Source organism: Streptomyces sp. P1-3 (genome assembly GCF_050613155.1).
Classification (GTDB): domain Bacteria; phylum Actinomycetota; class Actinomycetes; order Streptomycetales; family Streptomycetaceae; genus Streptomyces.
In genome coordinates this window covers 6,756,362-6,781,278 of the sequence record NZ_CP192512.1, presented here as the reverse complement: position 1 = coordinate 6,781,278, position 24,917 = coordinate 6,756,362, and the positions used below count along the sequence as shown (strand labels likewise).

Genomic DNA, 24,917 nt, shown 5'->3' with positions numbered 1-24,917 from the left:
ATGCTCAGCGGTTGGTTCAGCAGCCGCACTCGGTCGTGAGGGTGCAGACCCAGCCGCTGCTCAGCACGTTGTGCGCGGACTGGTCCTCCCGGAGCTCCGCGAGGGAGAGCTCGCCGAACCCGGAACCCGCCGGGTTGGTGGCGGCCTGGGCGTCCTTCCACATCTTCGCTTCGGTGCTCATAACATCCTCCGTTGTTGTTGAAACACCGACCGCCCGCATACACAAACCGGCGATACGGGCGACCGCTTGTTCTCCACCCTGCACAACAGTTGTAGTGAATCTGTAGCAGCGCAGTAGCACCCCTGGTCAGCCGGGCACCGGCTATTCCGCCTTGACGGCGTCGAGCGGATTGATTTTCGCCGCCCCGCGCGCCGGCCAGAGAGCGGCGATCACCCCCACCACAATGGCAAGCACCAAGAAGACACCCAAACGGCCCCACGGCAGGACGAGTTCGTATGTCGCCATCCTCTCGGTGATCAGTCTGCTGACCGACCAGCTCAGGAAGAGGCCGATCAGGATGCCGAGCCCGCCGCCGAACACAGAAATGACCACAGACTCCAGACGAATCATGCGCTTGATGGACCCTCGGTCCATACCGACCGCCCCCAGAATGCCAATTTCTCTCGTTCGTTCGAACACGGACAGGGCGAGCGTGTTGATGACCCCGAGAACCGCGACGAGCACCGCTACTCCCAGTAGCGCGTACAGCATGGTGAGGAGCAGATTGGCCATCTTGGAGATGGACTTCGAGACCTCTTCCTTGTCCTGCACACGCAGCGCCGGATTGTCGCCGAGCGCCCTGGTCAGGGAGTCTTTGACGGTGCTGGACGCGCCGTCCTGGGTCTTCACCAGCAGAAGCACGTCACCGGTCCGGTGCCGTTGGTGTGGAGCAAGCGTGGCGGTATCGACCATGATCCCGTTCAGCAGGTTGTTTCCCTCGAACAGCCCGGTGACAGTCAGTCTGGCCCTCCGGCCGTCCTCATAGGTGACGTTGAAGACGGAACCGACGCGCCAGCCGAAGGTGTCGGCGGTCTTGTGATCGACGACAGCGTGGTTGCCGCCGAGTCGGCTGAAAGAGCCCGCAGAGAAGTCGAGTCTGGTCAGCGTGTCCATCGTCCGGCGATCGACACCCGTCAGGCTCTTGGATTTTCCCTCGATCCGTGCCGCGGAGTTGCGCACTGGGCTGGACCGGGTCACCTCCGGCAAGCGGTCCAGGGACTTCTCCACCTGCGGCGAGAGCGGTGTCTTGGTCACCATGGAGATGACGTAGTCGGCGCGCAGACCGTCGGTGGCCATCTTGTCCAAGCCCCTTTGGAGTCCGACGGCGACCACCGTCATGCCCGTGATCAGGGTGAGGCCGATCATCAGCGCCGAGGCGGTGGCGGCGGTGCGGCGGGGGTTACGGACGGCGTTCTGGCGTGCGAGCCTGCCGGGCATCCCGAAGAGGCGCAGTGCGGGGGCGGCAGCGGCGATCAGGACGCGGGCGAGCACGGGCGTCAGCACGATCACTCCCACCAGCAGAAGAACCGATCCCAGTGCCAGTGGCCCGCTGGCCGGCTCGTTTCCGGCTCGTGCGACGAGGATGAGTGCCAGACCACCCGCGCCCAGGAGCGCACCGACGCTGTTGCGCAGTACCAGAGAGCGGGCACCGGCCGGGGCGTGCACGCTGCCCATGGCTGCGACGGGTGGGACTTTGGCGGCACGGCGGCTGGGCAACCAGGCCGCGAGCATGGTGACGCCGACGCCGACCAGCAGGGAGGTGAAGACCGCGACAGGGGGGATGACCAGCGGACCGTCCGGGATGAGCACGCCGGTGGAACGCATGAGCGGCCCCAGGAGGGCGCCGATACCCACACCCACCGCGAATCCGGCGGCTGCCGCGGCGGTGCCGACGACGAACGCTTCGACGAGTATGGATCGGATGACCTGACGGCGGCTCGCGCCCACCGCTCGGAGCAGGGCGAGTTCCCTGGTGCGCTGGGAGACCAACACGGTGAAGGTGTTGGCGATGGTGAAGATTCCGACGAACAGCGCGATGACGGCGAAGAAGAGCAGCGCCATCCGCATGCTCTCCATGTCCCGCTTCACGGCCGCGGCCTGGTCGTCGGCGAGTTTCTCACCGGTGACGGCTCGGGTATGGTCAGGCAGGATACCCTCGATCTCGGCCTTCAGTGTGTTCTGATCGGTATCCGACTGGGCCTTGACGTAGATCTCGCTGAACTCCCCAGGCCTGGTGAACAGCTTCTGCGCGGTGGCGGTGTCGAAGAGGACGAGTGTGCCACCCGCCGCGACGTTGCCGTCGTCGGTGGTGAAGATGCCGACGATCACCTGGTCCATGACCGGCCCGTCGACGGACATGCGGGCGGTGTTGCCGACCTTGTAATGCGCGCGTTCGGCGGTCTTGGCGTCGAGGGCCACCTCGTTCGGTGCCTTTGGCGGGCGGCCCCGCTTCATCGGATAGCGGGCGTCCTTGCCGTTCACGCCCGCGAAGTAGTTGGCGCCTACCGTCGAAAAGCCCTGCCCGATGAGGTCGCCGTCCTTGTCGGCCACGGCCGCCTCCCCCGTGACCGTGCCGGTGACCGAGGCGGCGTGCGGCACCTGAGCGGCCCTGTCGAGGAGTTGCTGGGTGAGGTCGGGAGGGGCTCCGGGTTTGCCCTCACCGGACTTCTTGTGCGGCTGGACGGCGACGTCGACATCCGAGAAGCCCTTCTCGGAACCGTTGCGGTACGCGTCGGAAATGGTCGAGGTGAAGATCAGGGTGCCGGAGACGAAGGCCACGCCGAGCATCACGGCGAGCACGGTCATCAACAGACGGGCCTTGTGCATGAGCACATTGCGTAAGGCGGTACGGAACATGGCGAATCCTGGGGTGAGAGCTTCGGCGTGATCTGCTGGCGATTGCAGGTCAGCTCGTTCTGCCCCCGGACTCGGATCGCTTCACACGGTCCAGCGCCGCCGAGTCCCCCGGAGAATTGGATAACTCATGAGGGCGGGGTGTACGGGTCACAGAGCAACTCCCGTCGAATGAGTGCAATCAGCAGGCACCCATCCTCCTGAGGGTCCGGCGTGGCGCAATCAGACTCTGCGCCCGCCTTCCGTCGCCCCGCGGTATTACCCGGCGCAGCCATGTAGTCCTCAAGTAGGACCTGGCCCCGCGGCACATCGAAAGCTCGAACCGTGGTGGTCGAGCGCGGTGCGGTCATCGTGACGGACTTGTGCCGCTCACCCGTGTCTACGAGACGACTTGGCATGCCCCTCAAGCGCCTCGGCAAGCTGGACCCATGACTCCGCGCAGGCGCGAGCGGCGCGGGCCACAGCCTGGGCTCGGTGCGGAGGCACGCAGCGGACGAACCTCTCCGGCCCCTCATCTGCGATGGTGGTGGCGCCGAGCCACTGGAGCAGGTATCTGCACATCTCGTTGAAGCGCAGGGACGGGTCTTTGCGAAGCCGCTCCAGGAGGTCGGCGGAGGCCGGCTCAGCAGCACCCCCGGTGGCAGCGGTCGGCTGCTCGCAGGCGGCGAGTCGGCCTGCCGGAGACCTGGCGAGCCTCTCCCGCTGCCGTGTCGGCAGCGGATCGTTTCCCGCGCGCAGCCGCACCCGAACGTCGTGCGCGGTGCTGAGGGAGATCCCAGCGGTCTTCGCGACCGCACGCAGCGATATCTGCGGCTGCTCGGAGAACAACCTGCTCGCCAGTCGACGTCTCTCTGCGATATCCAGCGGTCGGACGCGCCCGTCCATGCCGAGACGGCCGTTCGACTGGTCGATCTGTTCAGTCGAACGCTTGCGGATGGCGCCGACGCTGCTTGCCGCCAGATCGGTCACCTTTGCGATCTTCCGGTCCGACCAATGCGGATGCGAGGCGATGATGCGAGCCGCTGCCAGGCTGCGGTCAGCATGTGAGAGCGGGAGTCCATGGGCCTTGTTGAGTTTGACGGAGAGCACGAAGGCGTCGGCTTCACTACCGTCGACAAAGCGGACCTCGATGTCCGTGTCGCCCCGCAACTCGGCCGCGCGAAGGCGGTGCATTCCATCGATGACGCGCAGGGTCGCGCGATGCACAACGATGGGAGGTAAGGGGATGTCCAACCGGGCCAAGGCCCGCACATGCTGGTCATCCTCGCCGGCCAAACGCGGCGACACGGCCGACCGCAAGGCGTGGAGCTGCACTCTCTCAATGTCAACTGGCTTGCGCAGCACGGTACTTTGCTGATGCGGCGGGTGCCCGGGAACCTGTGTGACACACGGCCCCCTCTTGCTCATCGAGGTGTGCTCGCGACGGTGACTCTGCTCTGCCAAGGCCAGCCCTTCTCTCTTGGGAGTGAGCCGAGGGCATGACCTCGCGATGGGCGGCGCCGTAGATGCGGAGCCTGTCGCCACACGCAACGGGAGACGGGCTCCGCCGGGCACGGAAGGTCCCTATGCGACACCGGCGCGGTCTCCACGAAACGATCCCCCCAGCGACGATCATTCCAGCCGGCCGCTCACCCGCCCGGCCGGGGGCGTGCCCCGCAGTGCACTGGGGCCGGCTGGCGCCCGTGATTAACCTCAGTTAATCTCACTGACGACGAATCTGACATACGCTGTAGCCCAGCGTCAACTCACCTTATTCCTGGCCGCGTTGGCGGACCTCGGGAGGTCCTTCCGCCGATGGACACGTTCGGTGAACGCCTGAACCGGCTCTTCGAGTTGGTGCACCCGCCAGGCCGCGGTCCGTACACGAACCATGAGGTCGCCGAGCTGCTGCGCGAGCGCGGCCGCCCGACCGTCTCCCACGTCTACCTGTGGCAGTTGCGCACGGGACGGCGAGACAACCCCACCCGGCGGCATCTGGAGGCGCTGGCCGAGTTCTTCGGTGTGCCTGTGGCCTACTTCTTCGACGACGACACCGCGGTCAAGGTCGGGTCCGAGCTGGAGTTCGTCCGACATCTCCGGGAGAGCGGGGTGCGGCGCGTGGCCGCGCGCGTCGCCGGGCTGTCGCCGCAGAGCATGGAGCAGATCCTCGCCACCATCGAGCACATCCGCGAGCGGGAAGGGCTGCGCCCCGGCCCGACCGGCGAAGGCGCGGACGAGACCTCGTGAGGCGCAGGGACACCATGCGGCGCGAGAGCCGCCGCTTCGTCCGCGGCCTCGGCCTGCCGCCGGTGGGCAGTATCCGAGAGCTGCTACCCACCATCGAGGAACGGTCGGGCTACCCGATCCGCCTCACGCCCGCTCCAGTGGGCAGCGAGCAGGGCATGTGCGGTATGTGGATACGGACCACCGAGGGCGTGGACTACATATTCGTCCACGAGATGACCAGCCGGGCCCACCAGGATCACATCATCGCGCACGAGGTGGCACACATCCTTTGCGATCACCGCGGAAGCCTGCCTCTCCCGCAAGCGGCGCCGATACCCGACCAGCTGCTCACCACTCTCGACCCGGCGGTGGTGAAGTTGATACTCGGCCGCAGCACCTACGAATACCAGGACGAACGGGAGGCCGAGCTGATCGGCTCCTATCTCCAGCGTCATGTGCACCGCCCCGGTGTGCACATCGGAGGCCACGACCGCGTGGCCGAGACGTTGCTACGCAACAGGGAGTAAGAGGCCCGTGCAGCAGCTCCTCCATCCCTTATGTCTGGCGCTGGCCGTCGTTGGCTTCCTCCTGCTGCTCTGCCCTGCGCGGTACCTGCGCCAGGACCGCGCACTGGCCGCCCTCGTCGGTGTCTACGGCTTCTGCGGCCTCTCCTTCCTGGTGTCCATGGCACCGAGCTGGAGACTGCTGGACGACGCCACCGGCCGCCCCTCCATCGGCATCCTCGGGGCGTTCGGCTCCGTGGTGGTACAGGTATCCCTTCAACCGGTGGTGCTCGCCTACTGGGCGATGCCGCCGGAGAGAGCCCGGAAGCGGGCCCATCTGTGCCTGCTGACAGGGGCCGTAGTCGTCTTGGCCCTGTGCGTACTGTTCTTCCAGATCCCGTCTGACGGACAGACAAGCCCGCAAGGTTTCACCGCCCAGCACATCCATCTGGGTGTCTACCAGGCGTACCTGGCCCTCTACATCGTCGCCTACACCATCGGCGAGGCCATCCTCGCCATAGGCTGCTGGAGCGCCGCCCGCCGTACGGACCAGGCGTGGATCGCTCGTGGGCTGCGCATCGCCGGGGTCGGCGCGACGCTGACCTTCGGCTACAGCGCTGTCCGTCTCACAGGTGTAGGTGCCGCGCTGTTCGACCTGAACCGCCCGCCGCCCGCCGCCGAGAACCTCGCGTGGATCTGCGCCGACGGTGGCAACACGCTCACGCTGACCGGGTTTCTCATCCCGACCCTGGCCGTGCGGATCGTCCCGCATGTGCGGGCGTGGGTGCGTGCGCGCCGCGACTACCGGAGCCTGACGCCGCTGTGGGAGGCGGTCCACCACGCCGTTCCCACCATCGCGCTCCAGCCCACCCGCGCCGCGTCCCCGGCCCGTATGCGCATCTGGGACACGCCCTGGCATCTGTACCGTCGAGCCGTGGAAATCCGAGATGGTCAATGGGCTCTGCAACACCACCTGGAGGAGTCCGTACGCAGCGCGGCAGAGCAACGCCACGGCGCCGCCGGTCTCACCGGCGCCGAGCTGGCCTCCGCCGTCACCGCCGACCAGCTGCGTTCGGCGCTCGCCGCCTACAGCCGCAACGAGTCCCCACGGACCCCGGCCGAGTACGCCGACGCCGGCACCCGAGAGGACGTGCGCACCCCCGATGACGACGTCCGCGCGCTGCTCCGCATCGCCGCCCACTTCACCACCTCACCCGCCGAACAGGAAGCCGCCACTTCATGGACCTGACGCACCGCTCCGCCAGTGAGCAACTGCACGCCCTTGGACGAGGCGAGGTCTCCAGCTGCGAGCTGACCATCGCGCACCTGGACCGCATCGCCCGTCATCCGGAGTACAACGCGGTGGTCACCCTCGACCACGACGGCGCGCTCACCGCGGCCGCCGCGGCGGACGAGCAGCGGGCCGACGGCCGGGCCGACAGGGCGCTGCTCGGGCTGCCGGTCACCGTCAAGGACTCACTGGAGACCGAAGGTCTGCGCACCACATGCGGAGCTGTGGAGCTGGCCGAACACATACCCAGCCGGGATGCCGACGCCGTGGCGCGGCTGCGCGCCGCCGGCGCGGTCATCCTTGGCAAGACCAATACCCCGGCGATGTGCCAGGACGTCCAGACCAGCAACCCGCTCTTCGGCACCACGCCCAACCCGCACGACCCGCAGCGCACGTCCGGCGGTTCCTCCGGCGGCGCGGCAGCGGCCGTCGCCGCCCACCTGAGCCCCTTGGGTATCGGCAGCGACCTCGCCGGATCGCTGCGGCTGCCGGGCCACTACTGCGGCGTCTACAGCCTGCGCACCAGCTGCGGCATCGTGCCCTCCCGGGGCCACATCCCCCGCCCGCCTGGTTGGCTCTCGACCTCGGACATGCTCGCTCTCGGCCCTCTGGCCCGCAGCGCGGCGGACCTCGAGCTCGCCCTGGGGGTCCTGGCCGGCCCATCGTCCGACGACAGTGCCGCATGGCGGCTGGAGTTGCCCGCCCCTCGCCGCGGACGGTTGCACGAGTACCGCGTCGGCGTGTGGGCCGATGACCCGTACTGCCGGGTGGATGCCGAGACCCTCGCTCTCCTCCAGCACGTCTCCAAGACCCTGCACGACAACGGCGCCCACGTCGATGACACTGCGCGGCCCGTCAGCATGGCCGACTCGGACCGCCTCTTCCAAGCCCTGATGTACGCCGGCTCGTCCGCCAGCGCTTCACCTGAGGCATTCGCCACTGATGCCACGGCCGCCGCGGACCTGTCCCCCGACGACCGGTCTCCCTACGCGTCCTACCTGCGAGCTCGCACCATGCGGCACCGGGACTGGCTGCTGGCCAACGAGGAGCGTCAGCGCCTGCGGACGCAGTGGGCGACTTACTTCGGCGACATCGACATCCTCATCACGCCCGCGGCACCGACTGCCGCCGTGCCCGACGAGACCGGCGTACCCATATCCGAGCGGTACATCACCGTGGACGGTGAGCGCCGCGGGTACTGGGAGCAGACCACCTGGCTCAACCTCGCGGGCCCCGTACACCTGCCGGCGGCCACCATCCCCGCGGGCCGCACCGCCGACGGCCTCCCCCTCGGCCTCCAGCTCATCGGGCCGCACCTGGCCGACCGCACCGTGATACATCTGGCCGACCTGCTGACGAGGGCTCTGCGACACTGAGGAATGAGCATGAGGGCATGAAAGAGTCGTCGATTCGCAGCGTGGGCATCACACGCGGCGGCCGGAAGAGCCCCGCATGTGGATCACGGCTCGATCCTGGCTACGACAGGCAGCTGCCGCACCGGCGATGGGCGACGAGAGCCATGTTCCCCTCCGTGGCCTGCACCGGACGCTTTGGACCTATGCCCTCCCACAGTCCTTTCACCGGCTGCGGGATCCATCCCCAACCTGCGTCACGATGGCTCTGCTCCGGATGGTGGTTGCAAGTAGCCGGATCTCTTGGCAGCCATGGAGCCATGGTGGCAGCTGCCTCTGACAGGCACAGCGCTTTCCCAAACCTGAAGTCAGCTGCCCTACTTGAGCGCTCTGGTCCAGGCCGCGCGCAAACCGGCGACGAGTTGTGCCACGGCTTCTCGGGAGGGGAAAGAGGAGCCGGGGCACAACCGTGAGAGTGGCACTACGACTCGGATATGCGCACGGTCTCGCCGACCCAGTACGGAGCATCGTCCGGCGGGCGGCAGCCGGACGCCGGGTGGTGCTCGGTTTGGCGTCCATGACCCGGATCAGTCCTTCGCCGGTCTTCACGGAGGAGTCGACCTTGTAGACCAGCGCGCCGGTCGAGCAGACGCCTCTGTCCCCTGGATCCCCCTCGCGATTCGACGGCGTACACGGTGGTGGGGCCGGTGGGTGGTGGAGCACAGGGCGACACACTGGCCATCAGTCCCACCCGCGCCGGGCTCCGGCACCGGCGAGTCGGGTTGCTCACCGGGCGGGCAAAGGGCCCGTCGGCTTGCTGACGGGCCCTCGCCGCAGTACGGCTAACGAGCAGTGGAGCAGTAGCTCTGGGTCTCTCCAGACGTCATTGCCGCTTCATCCGCCACCAGGGAAGGTGCGCGCTCCTGCATGGCGGCGAAGATGCGGTCGAGGAGGTAGTAGGTGTATCCGACGCCGCTGTCGTTGTACCGCTTGACGAACAGTGAGCCTTCGACTGATTTCATGTGCTTGACGGCCTTGACGAAACCGGCCATGCGGGGCTTGATCGTGGCGCTGAGTTCTTCCGTGGTGGTGGTCTCCCAGTTCCAGGACCGGGCTTCCTCGTACTTGGCCTGGATCGAGCCTTTGACCGCGACGTCGAACGGGCTTCCTCCTGCCTCGGCCCCCAGCGTGACGCCCGTCGTCACGGTGTAACTTCCGCCGTATTTCCGGGAGACGGCGTACTTGGCGCTGAGGTTCTCCGTCTGGGAGCAGTTGTACTTCTTCTCCGAGACAACCTCAGGCGCCGCATCGAACGTCTGAGGCTCCCCAGAGGGCGTGAACGTGCAGTCGCTTGCGTTCTTCTGGCAGTAGTCGATCAGTTCGCCGGCCAGCTTCGGGTCTTCACTGGCGTCCTGGCCATGGACCTCGTCCGCGTGCGCGGCCGGTGCGAGGAGCGTCAACGCCGCGAGGGGGACCAGGATCGCACTCGCACGCTGTGCGGTGCGCTTGGACCGTCGCTTGGCTCCGCTCCGTTGGTCTCGACGAGCTGGGGTGGTGCACTGTGTGGACACGCGAATCTCCGTAACTTGTCGGGAACTTCTCGGGCGTCGACCGCTTGTCGGCCACGCCGCTCTTCAGTGGGCTTTCGGGGGTTGTTCAGGGCAGTACCAGGAACGCGCCGGGCCTCCCCCGCGGCAGGACCGTCTCGTATCTCGCGCATCGAGGACGTGGTCAGGCGACCGCGCGGATCTCGCCCTCGTCGTAGCCCTTGGTCAACCCCGTCGCGTAGGCGGCAGCGGAGGAGGCACTGAGGCGGGCGATAGCGGTGGCAGGCTGCGGCATAGGCGCTCCTGGAACGGGGTGCGAAACTCCCGACCATCGTGGCCGCGGCAAACCCCCGCACACGTCACCCTCAGGTTGGTGATGCGCCTTCTGCCGATCGGCAGACCCGCGGCGGCCGCGTCGCCCTCAGGGACCACCGCCCCTCTACCAACAGACAGAGCCGACAGGTCTACCCGAAGACAGAGCAAGCGGCACCAACCGGTGACTTCAGCCCATGAGCCCGGCCTGGTGCGCCAGCACCGCCGCCAGCACCCGACTGCCGCACCCCGTCTTCTCCGGGATCGATCCGACGTGGCTCTTGACCGCCCCCACACCGATGCCGAGCCGCCGGCCGACCTCCGGGTTCGACCGCCCCTCCCTCAGCATGACCAGCGCCTCCCGCTCCCGGCCCGTCAGCCCCGTCACAGCAGCGGGCAGCACGGGCGGCACGCCGTTGCGCACCTGGACGAGCACCCGCTCGTCGGTGCGCGTGACGGCGACGGTCACATGGGCCCATCGAGATCGGCCCCCTCCCCGGAGAACTCGACGGGGATGCCGCCGCGCGACTCCTCGACCAGCGCCCCGGTGTCTTCTAGCAACGCCTGAACACAATGAGCTGACCTGTCTGAGGCGGTGTCATGAGGCAGCAGGCGAGGCGGAGGAAGGCCGCGCGGATGTCACGTCACGGCTGAACCGCGGGTGGCGCCGAGCTTCATGGTTTGCGGGCGTGCAGGAAGCGCATGCCCCGCGGGCCGTTGGCGTCGTGCTGTATGTCCACCCCCGCGCCACGGCATCGGCTGACCAGCCACCCGGAGCCGATCCTCAGCTTGGGGTAGCTGCTGGCCTGCAGGGTCCAGGTCCCGTCGGATCGGGTGTGGAGGAGGTCGTGGACCATCACGGTGTCGTCGTCGAGGTATTCGAGGAAGCAGGTGAGTAGCCGGTCATGGGCAGTGCGGACCGGCAGGAACCGGTCGGTGCCGATCAGCGGGCGAGTGAGGTCGCGGTACGCGACGACATCGGATTTCTCCTGGAGATGAGGGAGCGTGTCGCCCATGCATACGACCGCGCCCACCGTCCCCGGGTCGGCGACCTGGGGAAGAGCGTCGCGGATGTCCGCACGGATGGGGCGGATTGCCGGGTTCTGGTCCCCGTGCCGGGCGAGTTCGGTGAGGAGTGTCTCGCTGGTGTCGACGGCGGAGATGGGGCCGAAGCCGAGGCGGGCGAGGGCCAGTGACTGAGGGCCGGGCCAGCACCCGAGGTCGACGGCGATGTCTCCCGCGGGTCCCCCCTCCCTCGGCGAAGGGATTCCCTCATGATCAGCAGTGACCGTCCGATGCCCCCACTGGACGGGGCCGAGCACCGGTGGGTGACGGTCCGCGGGGCCCGGCTGCACATCGCCGAGGCCGGCAGCGGTGAACCCGTCGTGCTGCTGCACGGCTTCCCGCAGCACTAGTACGCGTGGCGCGCTCTCGTCCCGATGCTAGCCGACAGCTACCGGCTGATCTGCGTCGATCTGCGCGGCTTCGGCTGGTCGGAGCAGACCGAGCGCGGCCATGACACGGATGGACTCGGGCGCGACGTTCTCGCGCTTCTTGACGAGCTCGGCCTGGACCGCGTGACCCTGGTCGCTCACAACTGGGGCGCCGGAGCGGGCTTCCGGCTCTGCCAGCGGGCCCCGGAACGGTTCCGCGCCTTCCTGGCGCTGAACATGACGCACCCGTGGACGCGCCACCGCGACGTCCTGCCGAATCTGTGACGGATGTGGTTCACCGCCTTCATCGAGTACCCGGTGCTCGGACGGCTGTTTCTGCGGCGCTGGCCCGCCTTCACCCGGTTTCTGCTGCGGCGTGCGGTCGCCGACCCGACGACGTGCGGGAGGCGGATCTCGCGGAGTTCACCGAGGCGGCACAGGCCTCGGCCCACGCCGGGCAGGCGATGTTCTGGCAGTACGTCGTACGGGACATCCCGGCGGGCTTCCGGGGCACCCGCCGCCGCGGACTGGCCGTCCCGACGCTCGTCCTGGGCGGCGAGCACGACCCGGTGATCCCGCCGGTCCTGCTGCGGGGCGGCGATCCCAACGCGGACGGCCTGACCGTACGGGTGGTGCCGGGCGCCAGGCACCATCTGTACGAGGAGCGGCAGCGGCCGGAGTTGGTGGCCGAGGGTCTGCGGAAGCTCATCGCCAGGACCGGGTGAGAGGTCAGCGCAGTGCGGCGCGGTGCTCCACCTCGCGGAAGAAGGCACGTGTGCGACGCGGTCCGAGCAGGCGGCGATACACGCGCTGCACGGGGCCAAGGGCGGCGGGCCGCGCCGCGCCGCAGACGGGCAGCCGCGTCCAGGTGCCCTCGGGCGTGGCGGCCATGCCCATCGTGACCAGCCGGGACTGCATCAGGCACCACCCGGGGCTCAGCCGCACGTCGCGGTTGTGCTCACCCGACCCTGACCAGCCGAGCGACGGGGATTTCCCCCGGCAGGTTCGGGATTCAGCCCAGGCGTCTGCGCAGGGCCGCCCGCGCGGGCAGCAGGCTCGCGGCCAGGGCGAGCGTGTACGTGCCGGCGACGGCGGCGAGGACGGGCGTCCAGGGGATGACGAGGTCGACCGGGACACCGAGGCTCGCGCTGAGGCCGGCCCGGATACCCAGGAGTGAGGGCAGGGCGACGAGTCCCCCCAGTACGGTGCCCAGGGCCACCACGATCGTGGTCTCCCCTGCGACGGTCCACAGCACCTGCCGGTCGGTCGCGCCGGACAACCGCAGCACGCGGAAGTCGGGCACCCGGTCGGCGGTGGCCATCAGCAGCGTGTTGCCGACGGCGATGCCGGTGCATCCGGCGGACATGCCGACCAGCAGCAGGGTGAAGACCCACACCAGGTGGTCCTCCTCGGCGTCGGCGCGGCCCGCGTGGGCGACGGTGATCTCCCGGGCGCCGAGGTCTTCCGGGAGGTCCGCGCGCACGGAGCCGGTGCGGTACACGACGTCAGTGAGCGCGGACGGGTCGTGGGCACGCGCGGCGCGGGTGAGCAGCACACCGTAGGGGGCGGAGGTGTCGGCGAGTACGGCCACGATGCGCAGCCGGGCGGTGCGCCCGTCCTCGAAGGTGACCTCGGCGGTGCCGCCCAGCCGGCCGTCCAGGGAGGTCAGGGCGGAGCGGGACACGGCCATGGTATCCGGGGCGCGCAGGGCGGCCAGGGATCCGGAGACCACGGTCAGCCGGTCGTGGACGGCGGTGAAGGACCGCGGTTCGACTCCGGCGCCCTCGATCGCGGTCCTGGTGGGGCCGGCGTAGACGGTGGTCGGCAGGATCGGGCTGCCATCGGCGGCGTCGACCGCCGCGTCCGACAGGCCCGGTGTGCCGTCGGCGACTACAGCGGCCTCGGCACGCACCGCGGCGGCGTCCCTGGCGGTGTAACTGTGCGCCGAGGTCTGGGTGTTGCCGGTGATCAGGACCACGAAGCCGATGGTGGCGAGGACGGGGGCGGTGCAGTACATCGAGCAGACCTTCGCGGAGGAGCTGCTGGAGGGGCGGGGCGGCGCGGGTACCGGCTATCTGCTGAAGGACCGGGTCGGGGACGTCGCGGAGTTCATGGCGTCGGTGGCCCGGGTGGCGGACGGCGGCATGGTGGTGGACCCCGAGGTGGTACGGCAGTTGCTTGCCCGGCGCCGTGATCCGCTGAGCCGGTTGCCGCCCCGGGAGCGTGAGGTGCTGGCGCTGATGGCCGAGGGGCGCTCCAACGCGGCGGTGGCCCGCGCCCTGGTGGTGGCGGAGGCGGCGGTGGCCAAACACATCGCCGGCATTCTGCAGAAGCTGGATCTGCCCCCGCCCCGGACGACCACCGCCGGGTCAGGGCGGTACTGACGTATCTGGGACCTGACCGGCTCCGGTACACCGCGTCGCCCGGGACGGCGCGAGCGGCGAAGTGGCCCGCGGAGGAGGCGGCTCCGGCCGCACAAGCCACCGCTTCGGTCGTCGTACGGCGTGGCCCCACACATACGACGGCACCGTCCTTGGCCGGCTTCAGACGAGGGGGTAGCCGTGGGTGTGGATCCACTGGGTGGCCTGATCGGTGAAGGCGCGCGCGGCGGCGCTTCGGTAGCCGCCTTCGCGGCGCAGCAAGGTGACGGTGCGCGAGGGGAGCGCAGGGGTGAGGGGGATGGGGGTCAGGTGGGGGTGGTCGCGGGTGACCGCATCGGGCAGGACGGTGGCGAGCGGGGTGCGCCGCACGATCTCGGTGAGCGCGGTGACGGAGTTGGCCTCCACCGCGATGCGCGGTTGAACGCGGTGTGCGGCGAAGTGCTGGTCGATGTGCCGGCGGGTGGCGAAGTCCTCGCTCAGCAGGGCCAGGTGATGCTCGGGCAGTTCGCTCACCGGCATGGGGGTGGCACGGCCGGTGTCGGGGTGGTGGGGGCCGACGACGAGGCTGAGGGTCTCGGTGAACAGCGCTGTGGCGTCGATGCCCGGCAGGTGGGCGGCGCTGAAGGCGATGCCGAGATCGAGGCGGTCGTCCAGGAGGTCGGCCTCGATGCGGTCCTGCGTCATCTCCCGTACGTCGACGGTGACGCCAGGGTGGCGGGCGTGGAAGCCGGCGACGAGCGGCCCGGTGAGGTAGGCGGTGAAGGTCGGGGTGACCGCCAGCCGGAGACGTCCGCGGGAGAGGTCCTGCACGTCCGCCACCGCCCGCTCGCCGGCCGCGAGCTCGTGCAGGGCGCGCTGGGCGTAGCCGACGTACGTCTGCCCGGCGTCGGTCAGCCGCACGGTGCGGCCGGCGCGGTCGAGCAGCTGGACGCCGAGGGATTTCTCCAACTGCCGGATCTGCTGGGAGAGGGTGGGCTGGGAGATTCGCAGCTCTTCGGCGGCGCGGGTGAAGTTGGCGTGCTCGGCCACGGCGAGCAGGTAACGCAGGTGACGCAGTTCCGGCCTCATGAGCCAACTATAGACATCATCGATAGCAGACATCGATATTGCGTCTTGGACGCTATAGATGCTGGTCATGCACAGTGAATGGCGTCGGCCCCACCGACAACCCGATCGAAGGGAGTGCGGGCCATGCCGCATCTCGCCCAGGGAATCGACCGCTTCCAGCGGGAGGTCTTCCCCGCCAAGGCCGGACTCTTCGCCCAGTTGGCCACCGTCCACCAGCCCACCACGCTGTTCATCAGCTGCTCCGACGCCCGCGTCGTCCCCGAGCTGATCACGCAGACCGACCCCGGCGAGCTGTTCGTCATCCGTACCGCCGGCAACCTGGTCCCCGCCTACGCCCCCGGCGCCGACGGCGTCGCCGCCAGCATCGAATACGCGGTGGCCGTCCTGGGCGTGCAAGACGTCATCGTCTGCGGGCACTCCGCCTGCGGCGCGATGACCGCACTCGCCGAAGGCCACGACCTGACCGGCGCACCGGCCGTCGCCGGCTGGCTGCATCACGCCGACGCCGCCCGGGCCCGTACCGCCGGCACCGACGGCGCCGCGGGCGGCGCCAAGGTCGCCGCCCTGGTCCGCGCGAACGTCGCCGCGCAGCTCGCGAACCTGGCCACCCACCCTTCCGTGGCCCGCACACGCGCCGAGGGCAGTGTGCGGCTGCACGGCTGGGTCTTCGACATCCCCACCGGCGCCGTCGAAGACATCGGCGACACCACGGGCCCGGCCCTCCCTGCCTGACACGTCCCCTGATCCCGCCCGGGGCGCCCTCGCCCCTGGCCTCCCCCACGAACCTGCCGCCCCCTTCCGGCGGGCGGCTCCCATCCGAAAGGAATCCCTTCCCATGGTGCACGCCCAGTTCGACAACAGCGCCCGTCAGCAGCTCGCGAACGCCGCGGTCGAGGCCAAGACGCGCAAGGACCTGTCCTGGCAGCAGATCGCCGACGCCTCCGGCCTGTCCGTCGCCTTCACCACCGCCGCCGTCCTCGGCCAGCACCCCCTGCCCGAGGCGTCCGCGAAGGCCGTCGCCGAGCTGCTGGACCTGGACGCGGACGCGGCGCTTGCGCTGCAGACCATCCCCACCCGCGGATCCATCGAGGGAGGCATCCCCACCGACCCGACCATCTACCGCTTCTACGAGATGCTCCAGGTCTACGGCACCACCCTCAAGGCCTTGGTCCACGAGCAGTTCGGCGACGGCATCATCTCCGCGATCAATTTCAAGCTCGATGTGAAGAAGGTCGCCGACCCCGAGGGCGGCGAGCGCGCCGTCATCACCTTCGACGGCAAGTACCTGCCCACCAAGCCCTTCTAAGAGCCCTTCCAAGCCCCAAGGCAATGCGGACTACAGGCCCAGGTCAACGACCTGGGCCTTTTCGCTCAAGGTGTCGGTGCTGCGGCGTCCCACAGGTCGCATCGGTGTGCCGCCCGCAGTCCGGTGGTGGCGGCGTTGCCGCCCTCGGAAGCGGTGCGCAGCTGGAGCACTCGGCCAGGTCGGGAGCCTTGCTCCGGCATGGCCGGCTGCCCCGTGGCGTGCGGCGGTGAGCCGTGGATGAAGGAGCCCCAGTACGCGGTCATCTGTGCGGCCAGGGCGCGCTGCTCGGCGTTGAGTTCCGCGCTGCGGCCGTACGGCTTGAACAGGTAGTTCAGCTCGGCTGCGTGGGTGGCGCCGAAGTCGAAGTCGGCGTGCTGCGGGAGGGAGGCGAACAGCGGCGAGGTGCGGTCCGCGAACTCGTACGCGTAGACCCGGCCGCGTTCGGCGAGGCGCGGGTTGATCCGCAGTGCCGGGCAGGCGAAGAGGTGGTCGCCGAAGGCGGCGGCATAGGCGTAGCCGGGCCGGTCGTAGGCGCTGAGCGGGTAGCGCTCCAGTGCTCGGGTGCCGGCCTCCTCGCCGAAGGCGGAGGTGAGGGCCTTGGGGTAGGCGTGGGCGGTCAGCGGGGTGCCCCAGCGGTCGAAGCTGTCGTAGGCGAAGACCAGGCCCTCCTTGCTGTTGGCGCCGTTCATGACGGGGACGCGGGCGGCGCGGCCGGAGGTGAAGGCGTCGGCGGGCTGGAGCGGCAGTTCGCGGCCGCCGACGGTGTACCGCCAGAGGTCGGGGCCGGTGCCGTTCTGGGCGTCGAGGATCTCCTTGGCGGGCTTGGCGCGCAGGCAGTCGGCCGCTGTGCCGGGCTCGGTGCAGCCAAGCTTGGCGGCGAAGGCGAGCCCGTCGGCGGCGGCCTTCTTACGGGGGGTGCCCGCGCAGTCCGCGAAGGCACCGCTTTGGATGATGGCCGCCCGGTACAGGCCGCGGCTGCCCGGGGACGCGAGCTGGGAGCAGACCGCGCTGCCGCCCGCCGACTCGCCGGCGAGCGTGACCCGGGTGCGGTCGCCGCCGAAGCGGCCGATGTTGGCCTGCACCCAGCGCAGCGCCTGCTGCTGGTCGAGCAGGGCGAAGTTGCCGGTGGCGCCGGGGAGGGTGAGGAAGCCCAGGGCGCCCAGGCGGTAGTTGACGGTGACGACGACGGTGCCCGTGCGGCGGGCGAAGGCGTCGGGCACGATGTCGCGGCCCGCGCCGCCGATGTTCCCGCCGCCGTGGATCCACACCATGACGGGGAGCTTGCCTCGGTGACGGTCGGCGGGCGGGGTGTAGACGTTGACGTCGAGGCAGTCCTCGGCGGTGTGCCGCTTCTCGTAGCCGGGCGCCCAGTAGGTGTTCTGCGCGCAGTAGTTGCCGTACTGGGTGGCGTCCTTCACCCCGCGCCAGTCGGCGGCGGGCCTCGGCGCCGACCATCGCAGAGCGCCCGCAGGCGGCTGGGCGTAGGGGACGCCGAGGAACTGCCGCCCTTCGGCGGTGGCCTCGCCACGCACCCACCCGTTCTCGGTACGGACGAGGACGGACCCGCTGGCGGACTGGTCGGCCTGAGCCGACGAGGGGATGAGGGCCGTGGCGGCGACGGCGAGGGGCAGCACGACCCCGCGCGCTCGGCGCAGGAGTCTCGCGGGCCCAGGCATAGGGTCTCCTGACGACAGGGGCATGCCCGGATACGGCTCCGGGGCCGAGAGCATAGGTGCCGAGTGTCATAGGTGACTAGTGGCATATCAGAGAGGTGGCGAGACGGAAGTGAAGTTCGAGCATGTTCTGCTCGGATTCGTGGCGATGCGTCCCTGTACGGGCTACGACCTCAAGCGCTGGCTGGACAGCGAGATGGGCCGGATGATCCGGCTGCGCACCCAGCGGAGCCAGATCTACCGAACACTGAGCCGCATGTGCGCCGACGGCTGGGTCGAGTACACCGTCGAGCGCAAGGAGGGGCGCCCGGACGCGAAGGTGTACAGCGTCACGGAAACCGGCGAGCAGGTGCTGCGTGCCCGCCTCGCCGAGCCGTACACGCCCTCGCCCGACTTCGGCGACCCGGAGTTCCTGATCCGCTATACCTTCGCGATCTTCCTGAGCCGGGACGAGCAGGTCCGCCTGGTCCGCACCGAGCTGGAGGCCCGGCGCGCGCAGGCGGAGCGCTTCCGCGCCCGGGAGATCCGCGAGGAGCCGTGGCTGCCAGGGGTGGATCGCGCGAGGATGGCGCTGATCCTCGATCACGTCCACGACTACAAAGGCCGCGCCCTGGACACGCATCTGGCCTGGCTGGAGGAGGTCCTGGCGGAACTCACCAGATGATCGCGGCCAAAGGCTCCGCCCCGTGAAGCGGGTGCGCCCTGGCGCGGGCCGTGCCCTGCCCTGCTCGGCGTCCCGTACGCCGACCGGGGCCGGTTCCGTGTCTTCAGCAGACCGCGAACGTACTCCCGGGTCGTCCGGGGAGGGATCAGGCCCGCAGGAACTCCAGCACCGCCAGCACCCGGCGGTGGGTCTCCTCGGTCGGGGGCAGGTCCAGCTTCATGAGGATGTTGCCGATGTGCTTGCTCACTGCGGCATCCGACACCACGAGCTCGCGGCAGATCGCCGCGTTGGACCGGCCCTCGGCCATGAGCGCCAGCACCTCGCGCTCGCGTGGAGTCAGCCGCTCCAGCGGGTCCCGGCGGCGGCGCAGCAGCTGGCGCACCACCTCCGGGTCGACCACCGTGCCGCCGGCCGCGACCGTGCCGACCGCCGCCAGGAACTCCTCGACCTGGCCGATCCGGTCCTTCAGCAGATAGCCGACCCCCGAGCCGTCCCCGGAGTCCAACAGATCTGCCGCGTAGGAGCGTTGGACGTACTGGCTGAGGACCAGCACCGGCATCCCCGACCGCTGCTCGCGCAGGGCGACGGCGGCGCGCAGCCCCTCGTCCGTCTGGCCCGGCGGCATCCGCACATCAGTGATCACGATGTCCGGCCCGTGCTCGGCGACGGCCGCGTACAGGGCGTCGGCATCGCCCACCGCGGCCACCACCCGGTGACCGAAGCGGGCGAGCAGGCCGATCAGCCCTTCGCGCAGCAGCACACCGTCCTCGGCCAGGACTATCCGGAGCGGGTCGGGCTCAGTGGGGTGCAAGGGATCTCCACGCGCAGCAGGGTCGGGCCGCCGGGCGGGCTGCTCACCGTCAGCGTGCCGTCCACCACCGAGACCCGGTCGGCCAGCCCGGTGAGGCCGGTACCGCCTGCCGGGTCGGCGCCGCCACCCCCGTCGTCCGACACGTCGATCGTCAACAGCCCGTCAGCGTAGTGCCCGTCGATCCGGGCGGTTCCGGCGCCGCTGTGCTTGGCGACATTGGCCAGCGCCTCGGACACCGCGAAGTAGCCGGCCGACTCGACCGCCGACGGCAGCCGTCCGGGCAGGTCGAAGCGGACCTCGACGCGTATGGGCGAGCGGTCGGCGGCGTCCGCGCAGGCATCCGGCAGGCCGCGGTCGGTGAGCACCTGGGGGTGGATGCCGTTGATCAGCTCTCTCAGCTCGGACAGGGCTTCGCCCGCCTCCCGGTGCGCGACGGCCAGCTGGGCGGCCAGCGCACTGTCCGGCGGGGCGTCCAGCCGGGCCAGCCCCAGCGTCATCGAAAGGGCCACCAGCCGCTGTTGGGCGCCGTCGTGCAGATCGCGCTCGATCCGGCGCCGCTCCGCCTCGAAGGCGTCCACCAGCCTCGCCCGGGAGCTGACCAGTTCACCGATCCGCAGCTCCTGCCCACCCGGCGACAGCACCAGCCGGACCAGTGCCGCCCGGCCCGCCGCCACCGCTGTCAGCGGATACGCGAACAGCGTCAGCGCCACCAGTCCGACGATTCCGAACGCGCCCGCCACGGCCGGCGAATGGACCTCCCACAGTTTCAGGACGTTCACCTGCTCGCCGTCGGCCAGCAGCAGAGGCAGCGCCGCCAGCAGGTACGCCGGCACCACCAGAGCGCAGCCCACCACGACCAGGTCCACCGGCCACAGCACGAACGCCGCCAGCACGGTGAAGCCCAACTCCCTCCAGGTCGCCTGCTCGCGATATCGCAGCCTCAGCCAGGCCGACAGCCCGGGGCGGGACGGCAGCTGATGCGGATCCGCCACCCGCGTGCCGTCGAGCAGCCGCACCAGCCGCCGCTCCCACGCCGCGAACGGCACCCCCACCAGGGCCAGCCCGGCCAACAGCGGCAACCCCACCAGCACCACCGCCAGCACCCCTGCGGCAACCGCCGCCACCAGCAATCCCGCGCAGAGCAGCACCCCAGCCGCCCCGCTCACCAGCAGGTACCCGGCGGCCCGCCACGGTGTCGCCGACCGCAGGAACCCCGGGCGTCTCAACTCCCCCCAGACGTCGCCCATCCACCCCCCTCTCCCGACCCACCACCTACCCTAGGCACCGGCCCGCCCGTCGCGCGGTAGGGCAGGCTCTACCTTTCACAGTGGCCCCTGCTCCACTGATCCCCGCGTCCCCGGCCGGTTGGCTTGCGGCATGAGGATGTTGCCGATTGCACTGAAGTCCCTCCGGACCCGCTGGGTCTCGCTCATCGGAGCGTTCACCGCCCTCGCGCTCGGCGTCGCGATGATGACGGTCATGCTGCTCGGACTGGCCACCGCGATGGCGATGCCCGGCAGCGAGGAGGTGGTGTCGCTGGTGGCGGCGCTCGGCACGGCGGGCGGGGTGAGCGCGTTCGTGTCGGCGTTCGTCGTCGCGTCCACCTTCTCGTACGTGGTGGCACAGCGTCGGCGCGAACTCGGCCTGCTGCGCCTCGCCGGCGCCACCCGCGCCCAGGTGCGCCGCACTGTGCTCGCCGAAGCCCTCGTCCTCGGCATCGTGGCCTCCGCGACCGGCTGCGCGCTCGGCCGGCTCGCGGCGCCCCGGATGGTGCGCTGGCTCGCGGACGTCGGCATGGCGCCGCCCGACCTCACGCTCGGGCACCAGAACTGGCCCCTGCACGCCGCCTTCTGGACGGGCCTGCTGGTGGCCCTGGCCGGGGTGGCGGTGGCCGCCCGCCGCGCGGGCCGGCTCGGACCACTGGACGCGCTGCACGCCGCGGACCTCGACGCCGGGGTGATGACCGGGGGCCGTTGGTTCTGGGGCCTGGGGCTGCTCCTCACCGCCGCCGCCCTGATCGTCACCGCCCTGGTCACCGACCCCGCCGATCTCCTGCATCGCAAGACGTACACCGTGCAGCCGATGGTGCTGATCTCCGCGTGCGGCCTGCTCGCGCCCGTCCTGGCGCGCCCGCTGCTGCGCGCGTTGACCTGGTTGCCGGTCCGCTGGACCTCGTACGCCGGGCGGCTGGTGCGCGAGAACGCCTCGGCGGCGCTGCGTCGGACGGGCGCCGTCGCCGCGCCCGTTCTGGTGTCGGTTGCGCTGACGGGCTCGCTGGCCGGAGCCCTGGAGACGGTGAGCGCCGCCCGCACGGCCGAGGCCCGCTCGCGAACCGCCGCTGACTTCGTCGCCGTACCGCACGCCTCCTCCCCTGATGCCCTCGTCTCCTCCCCCGATGCCCTCGTCGCCGCTCTGCGCGCCGTCCCGGGCGTCACCGTCTCCCCCACCGCCCCCACCGCGCTCTCGCTGGTCGAACCGGACGGCACGGCGGTCAGGTCCGAGGCCAGGACCGCCGATCCGGCCGCCCTGGCGGCCACCGCCCGACTTCCGGTGCTCAAAGGATCGGTGTCCGCACTGGACGACGACGGCATCGTGCTGCCTGAGGAGTGGGGCCAGACCACCGTCGGCGCCCCGGTACAGGTGGTGCGCGCGGACGGCAGTCGGGCGACCCTGCGGGTGGCCGCGGTCCTGCGCGACGGCCTGGGCGACAACGGGCTGTACGTGACCGCCCGCAACGGCCCGGGAGCCCTCGTCGATCGGATCGAGATCAGACTCACCGCCGCGGCCGACGTCACCACCCCCGACCTGCTCCGCGCCGCCGCACGCCCGTTCGGCACCGCCGTCGCCACCCGGGAGGAGTGGCTCGCCGCCACCGCCCCCGCCGCGAGCCGGATCGCCTGGCTGCGGACGGTCCTGGTTCTGGGCCTCGCCCTGACTTACACCGGCATCGCGCTCGCCAACACCCTCGTGATGGCGACCGCCGACCGGCGCCGCGAACTGGCCCTGCTGCGCCTGGCCGGCGCCACCCGGGCGCAGGTGATACGGCTGGTGACCACCGAGGCGGTGCTGGTGGTGGCGGTCGGCGCGGTGCTGGGCTGCGCGGTGGCCGCCATCCAACTGGGCACCATGCACGCCGGTTTGGCACTGCTTGGGGTCGGCGCGCCACTGGCCGCACCCTGGCGCCCCCTCGGCCTGGTGACAGGGGCGTGCGTACTGATCGCGGCACCGTGCGCGGCGCTGTCCGCCGCCTGGGCACTGCGCCGCCGCCCGGTGACGGCGGCAGCCCGTTAGGCCGGGTCCGTTCGCCCGCGATCGGCCGGACGCGGCCAAGTGCGCCCTGGGCGGCGGGGCGGGCGGGATCGCGTCGCCGTCGCGGACGCGGACGACGGGGTTCACCGGGCCGCTCCGGCCAGGTGCGCGCGGGGGTGCAGCGCCGCGTATTCCAGAGGCGCCGAAGGGTCGATGGAGATGTCGAACGGGGCGGACGGCGCGCACGCCCGGACCAGCAGATCACCGACGGCGGCGATCACGGCGCCGTTGTCCGTGCACAGCCGCAAGGGCGGTACGCGGAGCCGGATCCCGGCCGCGTCGCAGCGCTCCTCGGCCAGCGCCCGCACCCGGGAGTTGGCGGCCACCCCGCCGACCACCACCAGCGTCCCGACACCGTGCTCGCGGCAGGCGGCGACGACCTTGCGGGTGAGTACGTCGGCGATGGCCTCCTGAAGCGAGGCGGCGGCGTCGGGCACGTGGCCGTCGGGGTGGCGCTCGGCCCATCGGGTGGCGGCCGTCTTCAGCCCGGAGAAGGAGAAGGCGTACCGGTCCTCGTGAGAGCCGGTCATGGGACGAGGGAAGGCGATGGCGCGCGGGTCCCCGCCACGGACGGCACGGTCGATCGCCGGACCGCCGGGGTAGGCCAGGCCCAGCACCCGGGCGGCCTTGTCGAAGCACTCCCCCTGCCGCGTCGTCCACGGTGTCTCCCAGATGCAGGATCGGGTCCCGGACCAGGTCCCGCACCAGCAGCAGGCAGGTGTGCCCGCCGGAGACGATCAGCACCACGCAGGGGCCGGGCAGCGGGCCGTCCTCCAAGGTGTCGGCGGCGACATGCCCGGCCAGGTGGTGCACCCGTACAGCGGCACACCCAGCGCGTACGCGTAGCTCCTGGCCGCCGCCACCCCGGCCTGGAGCGCCCCGGACAGCCCGGGGCCGGTCGTCACCGCCACGGCCCCGACGTCCTCCAGGGCGAGGCCCGCGTCGGCGAGGGCGGCGCGGACGACGGGGCCGACGGAGTACAGGCGCGCACGGGCCGCGATCTCCGGCACCACGCCGCCGAACCGGGCGTGTTCGTCCATGCTCGACGCGACCGCGTGCTCGCGAGCAGCTCCCGTCCCAGCAGGGCGGTGGCGAGCGGGGCGGGTGGGTGCGGGGCCGTTCAACGCGGCGGAGGCCAGGGCACGGGGGCGCGCGAGCGGTGCCCCCGGACACGGCGCGGGCCGGTCCTGCTGGCGATGAGCGCCACGTGGACCGGCCCGCCCCGTTGACGGCGGATTCAGGCGGATTCAGTCAGAGTGTGAACTGGGTGATGACGGCTCGGTGGTCGGACGGCCAGTTCTCCTTGTCGCCGCCGTGGACCTTCGAGCTGGTGGCGTCCAGCGAGCCGCCCTTGTACAGGATGAAGTCGATGCGGTCCTGGGGCTCGGGCCTGTTGCCGTAGTCGCTGTTGGTGGCGAACTTCGGACTCCAGGTGTCGCCGGGGGAAGCCGCTTCGTCCGGGTTGACCTCACGGTAGGAGTCCCAATACCCCCCGTCGGCGAACGCCTTTGTCGCGGGCCATTCCACGACCGAGTCGCAGTGCTTTCCCTTGGTCTTTTCGGTCCAGTCCATGTGGGACGGGGTGTTGAGATCGCCGGCGATGATCGCCGGTGAGGACCCGGCCCACTTGACGACCGCCTCGGCCTGCTCCTTGCGCTCGGTCTCGTCCGCGTAGATCGTCTCGTAGCTGTCACCGTCGAAACAGGCGTTGTACGGCCCGTACTTCGTGTAGCCCAGGTGGATCGAGTACACCCAGGCTCCCTTGATCTTCGCGGCCACCGCCAGCGACGGCAGGGAGTCGACCTTCTCAATGGGCTGACTGCTGATGATGTCGACGTCCAGACCGCTCTGTGTGTAGTGCTCCCATCCCAGCTTCTCGGCGAGCTGTTTGGTGACGGCCTTGTCGGTCTCCTGCAAGGCGACCACCTCGGCGCCGGAGGCGTTGATCTCCTGGACAGTCGTGTTGACACCGTCCGTGACCTGGGAGCCGCCATGCCAGGTGTTGAGGCTCATCACGGTCAGCGTCTCGTCGGCCGCCTCGGCGGTGCTCATCGTGGCGACGGAGGCGGCCGCACTCAGGGCGAGCGCGGTGCCAAGCGCGAGTATGACGCGTCGATTCATCGTGTGGACTCCTTGGTGGGGGCCCGTCAACTTGCCAGATGGGAATGGAGCGGCCACTAACAGAGAATGAACAAGCAGGCGGGCTTC

Annotated in this window: 24 protein-coding genes and 3 pseudogenes; 12 read left to right on the top strand and 15 right to left on the bottom strand. The window is 70.3% G+C overall.

What is annotated here, in order from left to right; all coding sequences use genetic code 11:
* Positions 1–16: 16 nt before the first annotated feature.
* From ACQUSR_RS29035 to ACQUSR_RS29025, 3 genes are all read right to left on the bottom strand, one after another.
* Complete coding sequence (locus ACQUSR_RS29035) at positions 17–181, bottom strand: hypothetical protein (RefSeq protein ID WP_431045560.1); 165 nt, start codon at positions 179–181, stop codon at positions 17–19.
* A gap of 141 nt (positions 182–322) precedes the next feature.
* Entirely contained in the window at positions 323–2,857 is a 2,535-nt protein-coding gene (locus tag ACQUSR_RS29030; RefSeq protein ID WP_431045559.1) for an ABC transporter permease, read from the bottom strand.
* Positions 2,858–3,223: 366 nt separating this feature from the next.
* On the bottom strand, positions 3,224–4,168 hold the full coding sequence (locus tag ACQUSR_RS29025) for a ParB/RepB/Spo0J family partition protein (protein ID WP_431045558.1): 945 nt from the start codon (positions 4,166–4,168) through the stop codon (positions 3,224–3,226).
* A 480-nt stretch (positions 4,169–4,648) separates the two neighbouring features.
* Here ACQUSR_RS29025 and ACQUSR_RS29020 point away from each other — a divergent pair, with 480 nt between their 5' ends.
* From ACQUSR_RS29020 to ACQUSR_RS29005, 4 genes are read left to right on the top strand one after another with little or no spacing between them, the layout of a single operon-like run.
* Positions 4,649–5,080 carry a helix-turn-helix domain-containing protein gene (locus ACQUSR_RS29020; protein ID WP_431045557.1) on the top strand — a complete coding sequence of 144 codons (432 nt, stop codon included), beginning with the start codon at positions 4,649–4,651 and terminating at the stop codon, positions 5,078–5,080.
* A gap of 14 nt (positions 5,081–5,094) precedes the next feature.
* Entirely contained in the window at positions 5,095–5,586 is a 492-nt protein-coding gene (locus ACQUSR_RS29015) for a hypothetical protein (RefSeq protein WP_431045556.1), read from the top strand.
* A 7-nt stretch (positions 5,587–5,593) separates the two neighbouring features.
* Positions 5,594–6,811: an MAB_1171c family putative transporter gene (locus ACQUSR_RS29010; RefSeq protein ID WP_431045555.1), complete on the top strand. Its 1,218-nt coding sequence runs from the start codon at positions 5,594–5,596 to the stop codon at positions 6,809–6,811.
* Positions 6,802–8,229, top strand: coding sequence for an amidase (locus ACQUSR_RS29005; protein ID WP_431045554.1), 1,428 nt, complete (start codon positions 6,802–6,804; stop codon positions 8,227–8,229). Before ACQUSR_RS29010 ends, ACQUSR_RS29005 begins: the two co-directional genes overlap by 10 nt.
* 818 nt (positions 8,230–9,047) lie before the next feature.
* On the opposite strand, the gene ACQUSR_RS29000 is transcribed toward ACQUSR_RS29005, so the two are convergent.
* The 3 genes from ACQUSR_RS29000 to ACQUSR_RS28990 all read right to left on the bottom strand — a co-directional run bounded on the left by ACQUSR_RS29000 (position 9,048) and on the right by ACQUSR_RS28990 (position 11,386).
* Positions 9,048–9,665: a hypothetical protein gene (locus ACQUSR_RS29000; RefSeq protein WP_431045553.1), complete on the bottom strand. Its 618-nt coding sequence runs from the start codon at positions 9,663–9,665 to the stop codon at positions 9,048–9,050.
* 589 nt (positions 9,666–10,254) lie between these two features.
* Complete coding sequence (locus ACQUSR_RS28995; protein ID WP_431045552.1) at positions 10,255–10,533, bottom strand: response regulator transcription factor; 279 nt, start codon at positions 10,531–10,533, stop codon at positions 10,255–10,257.
* A 205-nt stretch (positions 10,534–10,738) separates the two neighbouring features.
* On the bottom strand, positions 10,739–11,386 hold the full coding sequence (locus ACQUSR_RS28990) for a methyltransferase domain-containing protein (protein WP_431047909.1): 648 nt from the start codon (positions 11,384–11,386) through the stop codon (positions 10,739–10,741).
* Here ACQUSR_RS28990 and ACQUSR_RS28985 point away from each other — a divergent pair.
* The 3 genes and pseudogenes from ACQUSR_RS28985 (at position 11,339) to ACQUSR_RS28975 (ending at position 12,222) form a co-directional block, all read left to right on the top strand.
* Positions 11,339–11,479: an alpha/beta fold hydrolase gene (locus ACQUSR_RS28985; RefSeq protein ID WP_431048015.1), complete on the top strand. Its 141-nt coding sequence runs from the start codon at positions 11,339–11,341 to the stop codon at positions 11,477–11,479. The genes ACQUSR_RS28990 and ACQUSR_RS28985 overlap by 48 nt on opposite strands.
* Before the next feature lie 15 nt (positions 11,480–11,494).
* A pseudogene (locus tag ACQUSR_RS28980) lies at positions 11,495–11,782 on the top strand (alpha/beta fold hydrolase); the annotation flags it as partial.
* 113 nt (positions 11,783–11,895) lie between these two features.
* Positions 11,896–12,222 (top strand): alpha/beta fold hydrolase, encoded by a 327-nt coding sequence (locus ACQUSR_RS28975; RefSeq protein WP_431045551.1) that lies wholly within the window; start codon positions 11,896–11,898, stop codon positions 12,220–12,222.
* A gap of 4 nt (positions 12,223–12,226) precedes the next feature.
* On the opposite strand, the gene ACQUSR_RS28970 is transcribed toward ACQUSR_RS28975, so the two are convergent.
* Positions 12,227–12,442: a hypothetical protein gene (locus tag ACQUSR_RS28970; protein ID WP_431045550.1), complete on the bottom strand. Its 216-nt coding sequence runs from the start codon at positions 12,440–12,442 to the stop codon at positions 12,227–12,229.
* Between the two features lie 67 nt (positions 12,443–12,509).
* Positions 12,510–13,514 carry an ABC transporter permease gene (locus ACQUSR_RS28965; RefSeq protein ID WP_431045549.1) on the bottom strand — a complete coding sequence of 335 codons (1,005 nt, stop codon included), beginning with the start codon at positions 13,512–13,514 and terminating at the stop codon, positions 12,510–12,512.
* Positions 13,515–13,527: 13 nt separating this feature from the next.
* Between ACQUSR_RS28965 and ACQUSR_RS28960 the strand changes: the two are divergent.
* A pseudogene (locus ACQUSR_RS28960) lies at positions 13,528–13,889 on the top strand (LuxR C-terminal-related transcriptional regulator); the annotation flags it as partial.
* 151 nt (positions 13,890–14,040) lie between these two features.
* Here ACQUSR_RS28960 and cynR read toward each other — a convergent pair.
* Positions 14,041–14,946, bottom strand: coding sequence for a transcriptional regulator CynR (gene cynR, locus ACQUSR_RS28955; protein WP_431045548.1), 906 nt, complete (start codon positions 14,944–14,946; stop codon positions 14,041–14,043).
* A gap of 123 nt (positions 14,947–15,069) precedes the next feature.
* Here cynR and ACQUSR_RS28950 point away from each other — a divergent pair, with 123 nt between their 5' ends.
* Positions 15,070–15,678, top strand: coding sequence for a carbonic anhydrase (locus ACQUSR_RS28950; protein WP_431045547.1), 609 nt, complete (start codon positions 15,070–15,072; stop codon positions 15,676–15,678).
* Positions 15,679–15,781: 103 nt separating this feature from the next.
* Positions 15,782–16,252, top strand: coding sequence for a cyanase (gene cynS / locus ACQUSR_RS28945; protein WP_431045546.1), 471 nt, complete (start codon positions 15,782–15,784; stop codon positions 16,250–16,252).
* A 65-nt stretch (positions 16,253–16,317) separates the two neighbouring features.
* Here cynS and ACQUSR_RS28940 read toward each other — a convergent pair whose 3' ends face one another.
* On the bottom strand, positions 16,318–17,928 hold the full coding sequence (locus ACQUSR_RS28940) for a carboxylesterase/lipase family protein (RefSeq protein WP_431045545.1): 1,611 nt from the start codon (positions 17,926–17,928) through the stop codon (positions 16,318–16,320).
* 109 nt (positions 17,929–18,037) lie between these two features.
* Between ACQUSR_RS28940 and ACQUSR_RS28935 the strand changes: the two genes are divergently transcribed.
* Complete coding sequence (locus ACQUSR_RS28935) at positions 18,038–18,589, top strand: PadR family transcriptional regulator (protein ID WP_431045544.1); 552 nt, start codon at positions 18,038–18,040, stop codon at positions 18,587–18,589.
* A gap of 145 nt (positions 18,590–18,734) precedes the next feature.
* Here ACQUSR_RS28935 and ACQUSR_RS28930 read toward each other — a convergent pair whose 3' ends face one another.
* Positions 18,735–19,400, bottom strand: coding sequence for a response regulator (locus ACQUSR_RS28930; RefSeq protein ID WP_431045543.1), 666 nt, complete (start codon positions 19,398–19,400; stop codon positions 18,735–18,737).
* The gene (locus ACQUSR_RS28925) at positions 19,367–20,647 is read right to left on the bottom strand and encodes a sensor histidine kinase (protein WP_431045542.1); all 1,281 of its coding nucleotides are present in this window, start codon (positions 20,645–20,647) and stop codon (positions 19,367–19,369) included. The genes ACQUSR_RS28930 and ACQUSR_RS28925 overlap by 34 nt, the downstream gene beginning before the upstream one ends.
* A 130-nt stretch (positions 20,648–20,777) precedes the next feature.
* Between ACQUSR_RS28925 and ACQUSR_RS28920 the strand changes: the two genes are divergently transcribed.
* A complete protein-coding gene (locus tag ACQUSR_RS28920; RefSeq protein WP_431045541.1) occupies positions 20,778–22,691 on the top strand; it encodes an FtsX-like permease family protein in 1,914 nt (637 codons plus the stop codon).
* 101 nt (positions 22,692–22,792) lie between these two features.
* Here the strand turns inward: ACQUSR_RS28920 and ACQUSR_RS28915 are convergent, their stop codons facing one another.
* From ACQUSR_RS28915 to ACQUSR_RS28905, 3 genes and pseudogenes are all read right to left on the bottom strand, one after another.
* Positions 22,793–23,383, bottom strand: coding sequence for a hypothetical protein (locus ACQUSR_RS28915; protein ID WP_431047907.1), 591 nt, complete (start codon positions 23,381–23,383; stop codon positions 22,793–22,795).
* A 34-nt stretch (positions 23,384–23,417) separates the two neighbouring features.
* A pseudogene (locus ACQUSR_RS28910) lies at positions 23,418–23,749 on the bottom strand (tRNA (adenosine(37)-N6)-threonylcarbamoyltransferase complex transferase subunit TsaD); the annotation flags it as partial.
* Between the two features lie 211 nt (positions 23,750–23,960).
* Positions 23,961–24,830, bottom strand: a complete 870-nt coding sequence (locus ACQUSR_RS28905; RefSeq protein ID WP_431045540.1) for an endonuclease/exonuclease/phosphatase family protein — start codon at positions 24,828–24,830, stop codon at positions 23,961–23,963.
* Between the last annotated feature and the right edge of the window lie 87 nt (positions 24,831–24,917).

Excerpts from the sequence above, each read along its gene's own strand:
- ACQUSR_RS28925 (WP_431045542.1), bottom strand. The coding sequence starts at position 20,647 with ATGGGCGACGTCTGGGGGGAGTTGAGACGCCCGGGGTTCCTGCGGTCG.
- cynR (WP_431045548.1), bottom strand. The coding sequence starts at position 14,946 with ATGAGGCCGGAACTGCGTCACCTGCGTTACCTGCTCGCCGTGGCCGAG.
- ACQUSR_RS28965 (WP_431045549.1), bottom strand. The coding sequence starts at position 13,514 with ATGTACTGCACCGCCCCCGTCCTCGCCACCATCGGCTTCGTGGTCCTG.
- ACQUSR_RS28905 (WP_431045540.1), bottom strand. The coding sequence starts at position 24,830 with ATGAATCGACGCGTCATACTCGCGCTTGGCACCGCGCTCGCCCTGAGT.
- ACQUSR_RS29035 (WP_431045560.1), bottom strand. The coding sequence starts at position 181 with ATGAGCACCGAAGCGAAGATGTGGAAGGACGCCCAGGCCGCCACCAAC.
- ACQUSR_RS29030 (WP_431045559.1), bottom strand. The coding sequence starts at position 2,857 with ATGTTCCGTACCGCCTTACGCAATGTGCTCATGCACAAGGCCCGTCTG.
- ACQUSR_RS29020 (WP_431045557.1), top strand. The coding sequence starts at position 4,649 with ATGGACACGTTCGGTGAACGCCTGAACCGGCTCTTCGAGTTGGTGCAC.
- ACQUSR_RS28940 (WP_431045545.1), bottom strand. The coding sequence starts at position 17,928 with ATGCCTGGGCCCGCGAGACTCCTGCGCCGAGCGCGCGGGGTCGTGCTG.
- cynS (WP_431045546.1), top strand. The coding sequence starts at position 15,782 with ATGGTGCACGCCCAGTTCGACAACAGCGCCCGTCAGCAGCTCGCGAAC.
- ACQUSR_RS28920 (WP_431045541.1), top strand. The coding sequence starts at position 20,778 with ATGAGGATGTTGCCGATTGCACTGAAGTCCCTCCGGACCCGCTGGGTC.
- ACQUSR_RS28950 (WP_431045547.1), top strand. The coding sequence starts at position 15,070 with ATGCCGCATCTCGCCCAGGGAATCGACCGCTTCCAGCGGGAGGTCTTC.
- ACQUSR_RS29015 (WP_431045556.1), top strand. The coding sequence starts at position 5,095 with ATGCGGCGCGAGAGCCGCCGCTTCGTCCGCGGCCTCGGCCTGCCGCCG.
- ACQUSR_RS28985 (WP_431048015.1), top strand. The coding sequence starts at position 11,339 with ATGATCAGCAGTGACCGTCCGATGCCCCCACTGGACGGGGCCGAGCAC.
- ACQUSR_RS29005 (WP_431045554.1), top strand. The coding sequence starts at position 6,802 with ATGGACCTGACGCACCGCTCCGCCAGTGAGCAACTGCACGCCCTTGGA.